The organism is Anaerolineales bacterium (assembly GCA_037382465.1).
In the GTDB taxonomy this organism is placed as follows: Bacteria; Chloroflexota; Anaerolineae; order Anaerolineales; family E44-bin32; genus WVZH01.
Window position 1 is genome coordinate 23,472 of sequence record JARRPX010000004.1, and the last position, 13,349, is coordinate 36,820.

The 13,349-nt window shown below is 60.5% G+C and carries 14 protein-coding genes and 1 tRNA gene; 10 read left to right on the top strand and 5 right to left on the bottom strand.

From position 1 onward, the window contains the following. The first annotated feature begins 18 nt into the window (after window positions 1-18). Both P8Z34_02130 and P8Z34_02135 read left to right on the top strand, forming a co-directional pair. Window positions 19-1,218 (top strand): DUF362 domain-containing protein, encoded by a 1,200-nt coding sequence (locus P8Z34_02130; GenBank protein MEJ2549464.1) that lies wholly within the window; start codon window positions 19-21, stop codon window positions 1,216-1,218. Further along, window positions 1,218-2,210, top strand: coding sequence for a lysylphosphatidylglycerol synthase transmembrane domain-containing protein (locus tag P8Z34_02135; protein MEJ2549465.1), 993 nt, complete (start codon window positions 1,218-1,220; stop codon window positions 2,208-2,210). Before P8Z34_02130 ends, P8Z34_02135 begins: the two co-directional genes overlap by 1 nt. 46 nt (window positions 2,211-2,256) lie before the next feature. On the opposite strand, the gene lysS is transcribed toward P8Z34_02135, so the two are convergent. The 3 genes from lysS to P8Z34_02150 form a co-directional block, all read right to left on the bottom strand. After that, a complete protein-coding gene (gene lysS, locus P8Z34_02140) occupies window positions 2,257-3,768 on the bottom strand; it encodes a lysine--tRNA ligase (protein MEJ2549466.1) in 1,512 nt (503 codons plus the stop codon). A gap of 124 nt (window positions 3,769-3,892) precedes the next feature. Further along, window positions 3,893-4,360, bottom strand: a complete 468-nt coding sequence (gene greA, locus P8Z34_02145; GenBank protein ID MEJ2549467.1) for a transcription elongation factor GreA — start codon at window positions 4,358-4,360, stop codon at window positions 3,893-3,895. Window positions 4,361-4,551: 191 nt separating this feature from the next. Next, window positions 4,552-5,328 (bottom strand): PIG-L family deacetylase, encoded by a 777-nt coding sequence (locus tag P8Z34_02150; GenBank protein MEJ2549468.1) that lies wholly within the window; start codon window positions 5,326-5,328, stop codon window positions 4,552-4,554. Window positions 5,329-5,394: 66 nt separating this feature from the next. On the opposite strand from P8Z34_02150, the gene P8Z34_02155 reads away from it, so the two are divergent. The 8 genes from P8Z34_02155 to P8Z34_02190 all read left to right on the top strand — a co-directional run bounded on the left by P8Z34_02155 (window position 5,395) and on the right by P8Z34_02190 (window position 12,141). Continuing rightward, the gene (locus P8Z34_02155) at window positions 5,395-6,147 is read left to right on the top strand and encodes a hypothetical protein (GenBank protein MEJ2549469.1); all 753 of its coding nucleotides are present in this window, start codon (window positions 5,395-5,397) and stop codon (window positions 6,145-6,147) included. 372 nt (window positions 6,148-6,519) lie between these two features. Next, window positions 6,520-7,257, top strand: a complete 738-nt coding sequence (locus P8Z34_02160; GenBank protein MEJ2549470.1) for a hypothetical protein — start codon at window positions 6,520-6,522, stop codon at window positions 7,255-7,257. Between the two features lie 202 nt (window positions 7,258-7,459). Beyond that, window positions 7,460-7,532, top strand: a tRNA-Lys gene (locus P8Z34_02165). 172 nt (window positions 7,533-7,704) lie between these two features. Then, window positions 7,705-8,187: a flavodoxin family protein gene (locus P8Z34_02170; protein MEJ2549471.1), complete on the top strand. Its 483-nt coding sequence runs from the start codon at window positions 7,705-7,707 to the stop codon at window positions 8,185-8,187. Window positions 8,188-8,326: 139 nt separating this feature from the next. Next, window positions 8,327-9,106 (top strand): hypothetical protein, encoded by a 780-nt coding sequence (locus P8Z34_02175; protein MEJ2549472.1) that lies wholly within the window; start codon window positions 8,327-8,329, stop codon window positions 9,104-9,106. Window positions 9,107-9,220: 114 nt separating this feature from the next. Further along, window positions 9,221-10,270 carry an NAD-binding protein gene (locus tag P8Z34_02180; GenBank protein MEJ2549473.1) on the top strand — a complete coding sequence of 350 codons (1,050 nt, stop codon included), beginning with the start codon at window positions 9,221-9,223 and terminating at the stop codon, window positions 10,268-10,270. A 6-nt stretch (window positions 10,271-10,276) separates the two neighbouring features. Beyond that, window positions 10,277-10,678 (top strand): hypothetical protein, encoded by a 402-nt coding sequence (locus P8Z34_02185; GenBank protein MEJ2549474.1) that lies wholly within the window; start codon window positions 10,277-10,279, stop codon window positions 10,676-10,678. Window positions 10,679-10,686: 8 nt separating this feature from the next. Next, on the top strand, window positions 10,687-12,141 hold the full coding sequence (locus P8Z34_02190) for a M1 family aminopeptidase (GenBank protein MEJ2549475.1): 1,455 nt from the start codon (window positions 10,687-10,689) through the stop codon (window positions 12,139-12,141). 125 nt (window positions 12,142-12,266) lie between these two features. Here the strand turns inward: P8Z34_02190 and P8Z34_02195 are convergent, their stop codons facing one another. Next, on the bottom strand, window positions 12,267-12,485 hold the full coding sequence (locus tag P8Z34_02195) for a PspC domain-containing protein (GenBank protein ID MEJ2549476.1): 219 nt from the start codon (window positions 12,483-12,485) through the stop codon (window positions 12,267-12,269). A 174-nt stretch (window positions 12,486-12,659) separates the two neighbouring features. Next, entirely contained in the window at window positions 12,660-13,334 is a 675-nt protein-coding gene (locus tag P8Z34_02200) for a class I SAM-dependent methyltransferase (protein MEJ2549477.1), read from the bottom strand. Between the last annotated feature and the right edge of the window lie 15 nt (window positions 13,335-13,349).

A 13,349-nucleotide genomic window follows, 5' to 3' on the forward strand; every position in this document is an offset into this window, starting at 1 on the left:
CGCAGTAAGGAGGAACACATGGCAGATTTTTCCGGCAAAGGCCTCGTAGCGGCCGTGAAGACGTCGCCCGAGACCATCTTGGAAGACATCGACAAGGTCATGCGCCTGGCGCATTTCGAATCCGCCCTGCCCAAAGGCAACCGCACTGGCTTGAAAATCAACATCTCCTGGCAAACCTGGTATCCCGCCTGCTCCACCGAGCCCTGGCAGCTCGAAGGCGTGATCCAGACCTTGCGCGGCAGCGGCTACGACGACCTGGTCGGCGTACATAACGACACCGTGGTCGTCGATACCCGCGTCGGAGAGTTCAACAACAAACACCGCTTCGTGACCGACAAACACAACGTGCCCTGCATCTACCTCTACGAAGAGGATTTCGAGTGGTTCGAGTACAAACCCAAGAAACCCTTCCTCGTACTCGACAAGGTCTATCCGGACGGGGTCTTCATACCCAAGGCGCTCGTCGGCTTGAACATCGTGCAGCTGCCCACGGTCAAGACCCACGTCTTCACCACCATCACCGGCGCCATGAAAAACGCCTTCGGCGGATTGCTGCATCGCAACCGCCACTGGACCCACGCCGTGATCCACGACACGCTCGTCGACCTGCTCATGATCCAGCAGGACATCCACCCCGGACTGTTTGCCATGATGGACGGCACCTTCGCCGGCGACGGACCCGGTCCTCGCGCCATGCACTGGCACGAGAAGGACATACTGCTCGCCTCCGCAGACCAGGTGGCCATCGACGCCGTGTCCGCCAAACTGCAGGGATTCGATCCCATGAAACTGCGTTTCATCCGCCGCGCCCACGAACTCGATCTGGGCATCGGCGACCCCTCGCAGATCGAAATCGCCGGGTACGACATCGAGCAGGAAGAGCCCTGGGAGTTTGAGAAAGGAGACACCTTCGCCAGCCGCGGCCAGAAAATGATCTACCATGGACCACTCAAGCCCTTCGAAAAAGTCCTCCTGCAAAGTCCGTTGGTGCCCTGGTCGTATTTCGCCAGCAACTTCTACCACAACGTTTACTGGTATCCCTTCATCGGACGAAAGCGCGTCGCCGCCGCCCTGAAGACCCGCTGGGGACAGCTCTTCAAGCGTTACGGCGATGGCAACGTGGTCATGCCCGGGATGGAACCGAAAACGGTAATTCAGGCCATCGTCGGCCTGGCCGTGCTCGCAGCGGTCGTTCTGGGCTTCTTCCTGTTGCGTTGATGCGCTTGAAATCGATCCGCCGGCGCCTCGCCGTCGGCCTGATCTTCGGCTTTCTGGTCTTCCTCGGACTGGGGCTGATCGGCGATATCCGCCAGGTCGGTGCCCAGTTCGCCAATTTTAAATGGACCTACACACCCCTCATCCTGGCCGGCACGCTGTTCAATTACATCCTGCGCTTTTTCAAGTGGCACTTCTACCTGGGTCAGATCGGCGAGCACAATCTTTCACTGCGTCAAAGCGCCAGGCTCTTCGTCGCCGGTTTCCCACTCGCCGTGACCCCCGGCAAGGTGGGCGAAGCGCTCAAGGCGGTCTGGCTGCAGAATAAAACCGGCATCCCCACGGCGCGCGGCGTAACCGTGGTGCTCGCCGAACGTATCAGCGACGGCCTGGCCGTCCTGGCGCTCTCCACGCTGGGCGTGATCGCCTATCCCCGCTACTGGCCGGCCTTCGCCGTCGTGCTGGGTATCTTGCTGGCGGGCATCATCATATCCCAGATCCGGCCGCTGGCGCTGGCCCTGCTCGGCTTCGCCGAACGCCTGCCTTTGATCCAGCGCCTGGCGCACCACCTGCACGAATTCTACGAGGGCATCTACGCCCTCTTCCGCCCGCGCGCCACAATCACTGCCATCGTGCTGGGCAGCGCCGCCTGGCTGGGGGAAGGTCTGGCGATGTACATCGTGCTTGTGGGCCTGGGAGTTCCGGGCGGATGGGAGACGCTCTCCGTGGCGGTCTTCGTGCTCTCGTTTTCAACGGTGATCGGCGCCGTCTCGGCCTTGCCGGGAGGGCTGGGCGCCTTCGAAGCCAGCGCCGCCGGCATGCTCACGCTGCTCCTGGACATCCCCGCCAGCACCGCCGCTGCAGCCACGCTGCTGATTCGCTTCGCCACGCTCTGGTTCGGCGTGACGCTGGGATTGATCGTCTGGTCGCGTTCGGCGGATCTGCTCTATCTGCAGACGGACGCCGAAGAAAAAGGTGCAGCCCGCAGCGCGTAGGTCGGGTTGAGGGAACCGAAACCCAACATCAAGCAGCCCGCCTGCCCTACTCCCGGTCCTTGCTGCGCAGGTGCGGGAAGAGGATCACCTCGCGGATCGACGATTTGTCGCTCAGCAGCATGGTCAGGCGGTCGACGCCCATGCCGAATCCCCCGCAGGGCGGCATGCCATAAGCCATCGCCCGCAGGTAATCCTCGTCCATGGGATGACGTTCCTCGTCACCGGCGGCGTAGATGCGGCCCATCTCGAGGAAACGCTGTTCCTGATCCATAGGATCGTTCAACTCGGTGAACGCGTTGCACAACTCCATGCCGCCTGCGAAGCCCTCGAAGCGCTCGACGGTCTGCGGATCGCCGGGTATCGATTTCGCCAGCGGCGAGATGTCCCGCGGGTAATCGTAGATGAAAGTCGGCTGGATCAAATTGGGTTCCACGTACTTGCTCAGCAGCGCTTCGATCAATTTGCCGCGCGAAGAGGTCTTCGACGGCTCGTGACCGCGGGCTTCCATCGCCTTTCGCAGACTCTGCGCATCGACGTGTTTGGCGATGTCGATTTCGGCCGCGTCGATCAACGCCTGACGCAGTTCGATGCGCTTCCAGGGCGGGTTTAAATCGATCGCTTCACCTTTGTACTCGATCTGCGCTGATCCCGTCGCCCGTTCGGCGGTGAAAGCCACCATCCGCTCGGTAAGCTCCATCACGTCCTTGTAATCGGCGTAGGCCATGTAGAACTCGAGCTGCGTGAATTCGGGATTGTGCTTGAAAGACACGCCCTCGTTGCGGAAATCGCGTCCGATCTCGTAGACACGCTCGAACCCCCCGACGAGCAGGCGTTTGAGATACAGCTCGAAAGAAATGCGCAGGAAGAGATCCTGATGCAGCTGGTTGTGGTGCGTCATGAAAGGCTGCGCCGCTGCGCCGCCGTAGATCGGCTGCAGGATGGGCGTCTCGACCTCGAGGAAACCATGCTCGTCGAGAAACTGCTGCAGGGCGCGCACGATTCGCATGCGCAAGTGGAAGATCTCGCGCACCTCGGGATTGACCACCAGATCGGCGTAGCGCTCCCGATAGCGCGCCTCCGTATCGGAAAAGGCGCTATGGACCACGCGCTCACCGTCGACCTCTTCTTCCTTCGTCGCCGGCAGCGGCGTGATTCCCTTGGCCAGCATGCGGTAGCCGTCGACGCGCAGAGTTACCTCCCCCGTGCGTGTGCGGAACAGCTTTCCGTGCGCCTGGATGAAATCGCCCAGATCGAATTCGTCGTTGAAACGGTCGAACACTTCCGCGCCCAGCTCGTCTGCGCGCAGATAGAGCTGCAGCCTGCCGGCGCCGTCCTCGATGTGGGCGAAGGTCGACTTGCCCATGGCGCGGATCGAACGCAGCCTGCCGACCACCGTGGCTTCGACGGTTTCGTCCTCGTCCGCGGCCTCGAAGGCCTGAATCGCTTCCGCCGTGGTGTGCGTGCGTTCGACTCGGTTGGGATACGGCTCCATACCCGCCTCCCGCAGGCGTTCCAGCTTCTCCAGGCGAACCCGTTCGAGATCGTTCCATTTCGTCATGCTTAAAATCATCCTTCTTCTACGCCCCGAACGCACCCGCTCGGGATCCATTCCAGGCTAAGTGTACACGAAAAAACGCCCCGCACGGCAAACCAGACGCGGGGCGCTTGGGGAAATCACCAGATTACTTGATTTTTTCGATGCGGAAGGACAGCGTGCCGGCCGGCGCCTGCACTTCGATCTCATCCCCCACGGCCTGGTCCAACAACGCTTGCCCCAGGGGAGATTCGTTGGAGATCAACCCGTCTTTTGGGTTGGCTTCCGCCACCCCGACGATCGTGTACGTTTCGCTCTTCTCTCCGTCCTGTTTGACCACGACGGTGCTGCCGATTTGTACAACGTCCTTTTTCTTGGACGGTTTGATCAACTGTGCCTTGGCGAGCATGCGCTCAAGCTCGAGTATGCGGCCTTCGATGAAGGCCTGTTCGTTTTTGGCGGCTTCGTACTCTGCGTTTTCGATCAACTCGCCGTCTTCCATGGCTTCGTGCAGCCGATGTGCCACTTCATGGCGCTTGACCGTGCGCAGATGTTCGAGTTCATCCTCGAGCTTCTTCTGTCCTTCGGACGTAAGATAGACTGCGGAATTCGCCATCGTTCTTCCTACCTCAAACGTTACGACCTGCCTCGCGGGGCAGGACACGGTTAGAATAAAAGAACTGAGAGGATACTCTCAGCCCGAATCTATTTCTCTTGCGGCAGGATAATAGCATAACTTGGGTCTACTGTCCAGCAAGTTAAAAGTCACGAAACCCACAAACCTGGTCGAATTATGCACTTTAAGCGCTAGCGGCGCTGGACGATGAGCTGCAGCCCACGATTCCGGGCCGTAAACCCGGTCAGCTCGGCGCGCAGCTCGTTTTCGTCCGCCCAAAAGGTCGAAAGCTGCGATCGATACGCGGCGCTCGCCGCCACCCAGGCCTCGATGTCCCCCGATTCGAGCTCGAAAACTTGCTTCTTCCCCTGCGGCGGACCCAACTCGTCCGGCAGAAGCTCGCCGCGGGCGGCGTAGGGAAAATCGGCGTAATAACGCATCGCCCGTTTCAAGCTTTCCGCGGCGCGGCGGGTGAGACGGTGATCGACGTGGCCGCCGAACCCCGACGGGCAGTAGAGATACGCACCGGCAGGGACGTGACGCGCCAGTTTCCCCGCCAATTCATCGACCAGATCGCTTTCAATCTCGTGCAGCGCGCCGAAGATGAATGCTTCAGCGGGATACAGCGGCGTGCCGTTTGGAGCCTTACGATAGATCGCGTCGGGGATTTCGAGGTGGATCGACCCGGCACACAGGCGTTCGCATGCGGCCAGATCCTCCGACCGCCGTACGTCGATGGGCGCCCGGTCCGCATTCCAGCGCGCGTGCAGCTGCCGTGCGAAGGGAGAGAGTTCCCCCGGCGGCGGACCGCCGGCGCAGACGGTGAGCACCGTGACCGATTCGCCGGCCGATGTCTGGCAGGCGATCAGCCCGCCGCAGGAAAACACGGCGTCGTCCAGGTGGGGCGAGAGGTAGACGTGTCGTGCCACGTGCGCATTATAGCCCGCTTCTGCGAGGGATGTTGACAAGTCCCGCGAATTTCCCTATCGTAGGTACGTCCGCGCATTCTCGAATCCAGTGAAAGGAAGGTGGGCATGTCCACCTTATCCGCAGTGCGTACGCATCGGCTTTGCAAACGCGTCGGCTTTTTGTTCCTCATCGGAATACTGATCATCTCCTGCAGCATCCAGAAGGCCGCAGGAACCCAGAGCGCAGTGGATGAGGGAGATGGAGGATCGGATTCCTCAGATTCGGAGGAAGCCGGGGATGAGAATATTGAAGGATACGATTTTACGAGCTACTTCCCCTGTCCGGATACCCCGCGCGCATTCGCCTTGTTCGTCGACTTCTCGCTCTACGTCGAAGACGAGGAGGGGCGTCATTACACCCAGCACACGCAAAACGAGGGGGATTTGAATTTGAATTATGTGGTATTGAATATCTCCAAGTCGGGTGTGGAACAAGTTTACGATGCCATCGTCCCGATCGTCATCGAAGGAGAGAGTGACGATTGCTTCATCACCGGCGACGGCGCCATCCGGCTGGAAGTCGGAGGCACATGCCGAGGCGAGAAAGCCTACCTCGAAGTCCTGGGAACGTACGAAAGCTGGTCGCAGACCATCAAATGTCCCGGACAGGCGCCGATTACGAGATCCGACGCAGATTTCCCGGCGCCCAGCCTGGACGGCGAATTCCTCCTATCCACGGCAGGCGACCTGGTTACGGAGGGAATGAACCTGGAACAGATACGCTATGCATTCCGCTGGACCTTGAAAGCATATTCGGGCGACGAAGGACCGGACGAAAGACCGGAACCTCCGGAACCTCTCCCACCGATATCAGAATAACATCGCTCAGACGTCGTCGAGAACCATGCCGCACGTCGATGGCTGCATGCGGCTGATATTCCAAGCGGGCCTGGTCAACGCAATTGGCAGACTTGTAAGCCCGGGCAACTCGGATTCGATTCTCATACACAGAACAAATTCCCCCTCACCACGAAGCGTAAAGTGAGACTGCTCCTGGTTGACGCGGTAAAAACGCCGGTGTTACAATCGGGTATGGTTAACTCAATCGGCAGAGCAGGGGCTTTTAAGCCCAGGCAACGCAGGTTCGAGTCCTGGATCGTGCCTCAGACACCCCGCAAATGACGGGCATTTCTCCGGCTCCCCTTACCCTACTCCGCTTGATTAGCGGATGGACAGACAGGAGGCAAACGGATGAAACAACATCGGACCCTATTCGTGCTCGTTCTCGTTCTGATCGCCAGCCTGGCGCTGGTCGTAGGATGTTCTACCCAGTCGGCCAGAGAGGGCCAGGGTTCCGATCAGGCAGGCGGGGAAGGAGAAGGCGGAGCGTTGGACGAAATCGACCTCTCCGGAGCCTCCGATCAGGCGGGTGAAGAAGGAGCCTTGGACGAGATCGACCTGCGCACCTTCGTCGATTGCCCCGACGAGCCTACGTTGTTCAATCTGGAGGTCGTCTACACCATGACCGCCGAAGACGACAAGGGCAAGTACACCGAAAGGATAAAAAGTGAAGAGGGCGCCAACGTGATCCCCTTCGTCATCAGCAAAGATGGCGTGCTTTCGGCTTCGGATGTTCTCCCCTATGTGATCGAGGGGAAGAGCGGATCATGCACGATATCCGGCTGGGGAGATATTTCCGTTCATGTGACGGGGACCTGCAGCGGCGATACCGCTTCACTGAGCATCGTTGAGGAGTTCGAGTACTACACCCGCTCGACCGAATGCCCCGGCAAAGCGCCGATCACATACACCGACTCGGCCTTCCCGGCACCCAGCATCGACTGGGACTTCAAGTTGACCAAGAACGGCGACAAGGCCGGAACCACCGTTAATCTGGCGCAGTTCAAGGCGGAGTACAGTTGGACGTTGAAGCTTGTCGGTCCCATGGGAGAAGATGCAGACCTCGAGCCGAAACCACTGACGGAGTAAGCCGGGCGGTTCACAAATTGACGGGCTGCGGCCGGTCGACAAACCGGCCGCAACTCGCGTCGGCTCGATCGGCGGCGCGTGTAAGCCCAAGCAACTCAGGTTCGATCCCAGTAAAAAGAAATTCCCTCCCCCGTATACAGCAATACGAGAAATTATTTTTGGTTGACGCGGTGAAAACGGCGGTGTTACAATCGAGCACAGCGCGCCGTTAGCTCAATTGGCAGAGCAGGGGCCTTTTAAGCCCAAGGTTACAGGTTCGATTCCTGTACGGCGCACTTTTATATTTCCTGTTCTTTCCCATTCTCAGAGGCATTTCCTGCCCAAGCAACTCAGGTTCGATTCCTGTACGGCGCATCTTGGTGAATGATAGAATCCCGCCAAGTCCGGCGGGATTTTCAATTGCCCGGCGGAGAACACGCAAAATGATGAACGCGGAACAATGACCCTATGAATACACTCGTGGTATACGACTCCCAATTCGGTAACACACAGCGCGTCGCCCAGGCCATCGGCGAGGCGCTGGAAACGTCCGGAGCGGTGCATGTCCTGCACGTTGCGGATGTCACCCCGCAGCATTTCGAAAATCTCGACACCCTCATCGCCGGCTCGCCCACGCAGCGCTTCCGCCCCACCCTGCCCATCACTACTTTCCTCAAATCGCTCCCCGCCGGAAGTCTCGAAGGCGTACGCGCGGCGGCCTTCGACACGCGCCTGACGCTCGAGGAGATCGAGTCGCACGGCGTGCTGGCCTTCTTCGTACGCATCTTTGGCTACGCCGCCAAACCCATCGGCCGGATGTTATCCAGAAAAGGTGGAAAGATGGTCCTGCCGCCCGAAGGTTTCTACGTAGAGGGTATGGAAGGACCGCTGGTGGAGGGCGAACTCGAACGCGCCAGAGAATGGGCGCGGCGGATCCCGGATCGCACGTAAGCAGCCCCCCGGAATAGCAAGCTTGTCCTCATGCGGATGCCCGTCCAGGTCGACCGGATTGTTCCCGCGCCGAAAAGGGTTTATGATAAACAACGGGTGTTCCGAAGCAACGAGAAATTGAACATCCTGGGAGGTCCGCATGAAGTCCGCATTCCGTCCCGCACGAACCGCGCTGCTTACGGCCATCTGCCTCGTCCTGATGCTGGCGCTCAGCGCATGTGAATTCCCCGGAGTGGCCGCCCAGTCTGAAGGGTCGGGCTCGAACCTGGCCACGCAGGAACAACCGCTTGGCGGTTCCGGCGGCGGCACGTCGGGCGCGGGAGAAGCCGGCGGCCGGGATTTTCCTTCCTTGATCTGCCCCACCGGCGAAGAATCGAAAGACGATCGCGCCGCCTTCGAAGTCGACTACAATCTCACATGGTCGCCGCCGCAGGGTCCGCATATCACGCTGCGGCAAAACTTCGTGTTCACCGCCGCGTACACACCCTCGGAAGACGTCGGGACGGATACACTCACCGGGACGTTGAAGTTCGAAAACCTCGGGCCGCAAAACGCGACCTTCACGATCGTGTGGCCGGAGTGCATGAAGGACGATGAGCCGGTCAGCCAAAAATTCAGTTTCACACCGACGATCACGGGCTCCTGCGCAGGCGGCGTGATCACCATCGCCTACACGGAGAAATGGGAATCGGGACAAATGCTGATCCCGTGCAAAAAGGGGTCTCGCATCTGCGGCGATTCCGACGATTGCAAGCCGGTTCCCTGGTACATGCCATTCGGCATGGGTCCCGCCGGCAGGCTGGAACGCGATTTTACGATCGACAGGCGGTTTACTGTGGTACCACCCAGTTATCCGGTACCCTTTTTAGGTCTGGGAGGTTCTGGAGGTCGGACGGTCAAGCTGGAGTGGCTGCCGTAGTCACCGATCATCCACACCAACTGAACGATTCGTCTGTCATGTCCCGCGAAAACCGTCGAATCATAGTTTATTTCTCAGAGTTGAGATCGACTGACGTCCGGAGCCCTTGAGCTTATGACCCGTTCACGAGCCCGTTTCCTACGCGCCCAACTGCGCGACGCCAGCGTGCTCTTCCAGGAGTTCCGCGGCTCGCTGCTGTTCTTCGCGCTCATCGTCTTCGGCGGCGGTCTGCTGCTGCACCTCTTCTACACCTACCCGGACAGCGGGCAGCACCCGGAGTTCAGCCGGGCGCTGTACGCCGCTTTCTCCATGATCTTCTTCGACATCCAGCTTCCCTATCCCCGGCAAACGGCGCTGCAGGCGCTCTACTTCATCATTCCCATCCTCGGCCTGGCGGTCGCCGCGGACGGCGTGCTGCGCTTCAGCGGCGCCCTGCTCAGCAAACAAGCCCGAGGGCAGAAATGGCAAACAGCGATGGCATCTACCTATAAGAACCACATCATCGTTTGCGGCATCGGCAAGGTCGGCTACCGCGTGATCCTCGAACTGCAGAAATTCGGCCGCGATATCGTGGCCATCGAGATCGATCCCGAAGGGCGCTTCGTCGAAAAAGTGAAGCGCCTCGGTGTGCCGCTCATCATCGCCAACGCGCGCCGCTCCGAGAACATTCGCCAGGCCGGCGTGGAGCGGGCGCAGGCCATCATCGCCTGTACCAACGACGAGCTGACCAATCTGGACATCGCCCTCGATGCCCGCGAGATCAATCCCGAGATCATCATTGTGGTGCGCATGTTCGACAGCGACCTGGCGCGGCGCATCGAGAGCGGCTTCGGTATCCAAACCGCCATCAGCACCTCGGCGCTTACCGCACCGATCTTCGCCTCCGCCGCCATGGGCTTGAACGTGCGCCACAGTTTCTACGTCGGCGAGGAACTGCTGCATCTCTGTGAATTCGCCATCCAGCCCGGAGCGGCGCTCGCGGGCTGGGACGTCTCCCATCTTGAAAGCGAATTGAATCTCTCCGTCATCAGCTACGAGACGGACGGCAGCTCCTGCTTCCATCCCGACGACTCACAAGCGCTCGAAGCCGGCAGCCGCATCCTGGTGCTCGCCTCGCTCGAGACGCTGCGCAAACTGCGCGCGCTGAACGCCCCCGGAGGATGACCATCCATGCCCCACATCGATTGTTCCATCGCTGCGCTTCACGACCTGGCTGAGATCGACTGGAACACGCTGCTGCAGTTCTTCCTGATCGCGATCGCCGCCGGATCGATCCTCACCGTACTGCTCGCCGCCTGGATTCTGCGCAGCGTACGCCGCATCTCCCTCCCCCCGGATGCGGATTTCTTCACAGCCCTGCGCGCCACACCTCTGACCGTGGTGCTCATGCTCGATCTGCTCGACTTCAGCCTGGATTTCCTCTCGGCGCCCATCGCCTGGCCGCTGCTGGGCCGGCTCGGCCTCACCCCGCTGCGCCAGGTGACCGTCATCGAGGAGTTGATCCCCGGGACGCAGGTCATCCCCACCATGACTCTTGCCTGGCTCGCGGCGCGCCTCATTCGCCGCGGATGAAGCGCCAGATGCGCTTGCAGTCCCATCGCATCTACTTTAGTCTGTTGCTGCTGCTCTTGCTCAGCGCCTGCGCACCTGAAGCGCAATCTCCGGCGCCCGCAGCGACCGTAAGCCCGACCTTTGCCCGTGCACCCACCACCAGCGCCACGATCCCACCCACGCCGGCGGTCGCCGAAACGCCCACACGTACGCAGTACGATCTGTCCGTCGTTTTCGACGTCGAAAACAAGCACGTGGATGTCGGCGAACGGGTGACCTACGTCAACCGCAGCGGCGTCTTCTTGAGCGACCTGCTCTTCGTGGTGGAACCCCTGCGTTGGGAAGGAGCGTTTCAATTGAACGACATCCGCTGGGCGGACGGCGCGCCGCTGTCCGGGCTGCGTTTGGAAGGGATTGGGCTGCGCCTGCCGCTGCGTGAAGCGCTCGCGCCGGGCAGAAGCGTCGGGCTGCAGATGCGCTTCGAACTGAACCTGCCCGAACCGGCCGGCGCCTTCGGTTTCACGGGGCGCCAATTCAACTTCACCGACTGGTATCCCTACCTGCCGGCATACGACCCGCAGCAGGGATGGCTCGTCCACACGCCGGCCTACGTCGGAGAACACCAGGCCTACGACGTGGCCGACTACCACGTCGAATGGGCCTGGGCCGACCCGGTGCATGCGTTGATCCTGGCCGCCAGCGCCGCGCCGCAGGAGATCGGCGGCGAACTGCACTTCGAGCTACGGGCCGCCCGCTGCTTCAGCCTCTCGGCCAGCGAGGAATATGAAGTCATCTCGGCGCAGGAAGGTCCCTGGAACGTACGCGCCTACGTCTTCCCCGAACACGCTGCGGCAGGCGAAACCGCCGTCAAGGTGGCCGTCGAAGCGCTGACGCTGTTCGACGAGATTCTCACGCCCTACCCCTACGACGGCCTGACCATCGTCGAGGCCGATTTCTTCGACGGGCTGGAAACCAGCGGTCTCTTCTTCCTCGACCAGACCTACTTCGACAGCTACGACGAGTATCCCACGGGCTGGTTGACCACCCTGGTGGCGCACGAGACTTCGCACCAGTGGTGGCACACCCTGGTCGGCAGCGATCAGGCCGCGGAACCCTGGCTCGACGAAGCCCTGGCTACGTACAGCGAACGCCTGTTTTACGAGTTCCGCCACCCCGAATGGCTCGATTGGTGGTGGTACCGCCGGGTGGATATCTTCCACCCGCAAGGCATGATCGACGGCCGCGTGTATGACTACGAGGATTTCCGCGACTACGTCGACGCGGTGTACCTCCGCGGCGTGAGGTTCCTCGAAGGCCTGCGCATGCGCATCGGCGACGAAGCGTTTTTCAAATTTTTAAAGGCTTACGCGCAATTTGGCGATGGCAAGCTGCTCACGGCGCGGGATTTCTTCCAGGTCCTCGCCGGAATCAGCGATGAAGATATCTCGGAGATCACACTCGAGTATTTCGACTCCGCCCCTTGAGCCCGTTGTAATGAAGCGCCCTTCTCGTCCGGAGTAATAAAGCAGGATCCCGGTCGTGTCTACGACGCAGGATCCTGCCGGGGATTGTCCGCACTTTCCTCGATCAGGTCCGCCGCGGCAGCGGCTCAGTTAACCGGCGATTCTTCGACCGGCGCTTCCGGCACGACGGCCATCATGACCCCGTAGGTCAACGCCGCCGCTGGTGCGTTGGCAAAGAGTCCGACCACGGCCAACAATCGGATCAGGGTCGGATCGGATTCGAAATAATTGGCCACTCCAGCGCAAACGCCTGCAATCATACGGTCATCTCTGGATCGATACAGTCGCTTATATTCACCCGACATAGCGTCCCTCCTTGAAATTTACGTTCTGATTCACTATACGCAGATCGCACGGCAAGGTTGCAATCTGCATGTGCGCGCATCAAGAAGGACTCGGCCTGGTGATTGAATTTCAACCGTGCGAAATCGTTCAGTGGAAAGGGTATTGATACGGTACGGGAGATCGCCCGAGTCGTGCTAAAGATAAGCTTTACGCGCCCAGGCCAGATCGTAATCGAGCTGCCAGTGCAGGATTTCGACGTAGTCGAGGCCAAGTCTCTTCAGTACGCCGGCGAAGTCGCTGCTTGGGTAGGTGTGCCCCACAATCCACGGCGCTTCCCATCCTACGCGGTTGGTCACCACGACCCACCCACCAGGTTGAGTCACGCGCACCATCTCGGCCAACGTCTCCAGCGGCTGCGGCGTGAACTCGAGCATCTCCAGACTCACGACCATGTCGAAGACGCCGTCCGGGAACGGCAGCGGAACGGACCAGGCCTGCATCCAGCAGGCTCGATGGTCGTCCGTCAGTTGGCGTCCCTGGGCGATCATTCTGCGGGAGGCATCGAGGCAGACGATCGAGCCCTGGAAGGAGCCGAGTGGAAGCACCCGGCGCGCCAGGCGGCCAGTGCCTGCGCCCACATCCAGGATCTTCGCGTCCTGCAATGACCGCAGCGTCCCGACGACCGGCTCTCCCAGAAATCGCTTTTCCCAATCGGGGTCGAATTCCTTGATCTGTTCGTAGCGGGTGGCCGCCAGATCGTAGAGGAAAACCACGAAGCGCCGCCCAAGGTGCACGCCCTCGCAAATCCAGATCTCCCACACCAGGAGGGCGATCAGCAGAGCAAGCAGAACCAGGAGCAGCCAGAGCATGTTACGGAAAACGTC

Excerpts from the sequence above, each read along its gene's own strand:
- lysS (MEJ2549466.1), bottom strand. The coding sequence starts at position 3,768 with ATGACGAAATGGAACGATCTCGAACGGGTTCGCCTGGAGAAGCTGGAA.
- P8Z34_02175 (MEJ2549472.1), top strand. The coding sequence starts at position 8,327 with ATGAAGTCCGCATTCCGTCCCGCACGAACCGCGCTGCTTACGGCCATC.
- P8Z34_02130 (MEJ2549464.1), top strand. The coding sequence starts at position 19 with ATGGCAGATTTTTCCGGCAAAGGCCTCGTAGCGGCCGTGAAGACGTCG.
- P8Z34_02180 (MEJ2549473.1), top strand. The coding sequence starts at position 9,221 with ATGACCCGTTCACGAGCCCGTTTCCTACGCGCCCAACTGCGCGACGCC.
- greA (MEJ2549467.1), bottom strand. The coding sequence starts at position 4,360 with ATGGCGAATTCCGCAGTCTATCTTACGTCCGAAGGACAGAAGAAGCTC.
- P8Z34_02160 (MEJ2549470.1), top strand. The coding sequence starts at position 6,520 with ATGAAACAACATCGGACCCTATTCGTGCTCGTTCTCGTTCTGATCGCC.
- P8Z34_02185 (MEJ2549474.1), top strand. The coding sequence starts at position 10,277 with ATGCCCCACATCGATTGTTCCATCGCTGCGCTTCACGACCTGGCTGAG.
- P8Z34_02135 (MEJ2549465.1), top strand. The coding sequence starts at position 1,218 with ATGCGCTTGAAATCGATCCGCCGGCGCCTCGCCGTCGGCCTGATCTTC.
- P8Z34_02190 (MEJ2549475.1), top strand. The coding sequence starts at position 10,687 with ATGCGCTTGCAGTCCCATCGCATCTACTTTAGTCTGTTGCTGCTGCTC.
- P8Z34_02155 (MEJ2549469.1), top strand. The coding sequence starts at position 5,395 with ATGTCCACCTTATCCGCAGTGCGTACGCATCGGCTTTGCAAACGCGTC.
- P8Z34_02200 (MEJ2549477.1), bottom strand. The coding sequence starts at position 13,334 with ATGCTCTGGCTGCTCCTGGTTCTGCTTGCTCTGCTGATCGCCCTCCTG.
- P8Z34_02195 (MEJ2549476.1), bottom strand. The coding sequence starts at position 12,485 with ATGTCGGGTGAATATAAGCGACTGTATCGATCCAGAGATGACCGTATG.
- P8Z34_02170 (MEJ2549471.1), top strand. The coding sequence starts at position 7,705 with ATGAATACACTCGTGGTATACGACTCCCAATTCGGTAACACACAGCGC.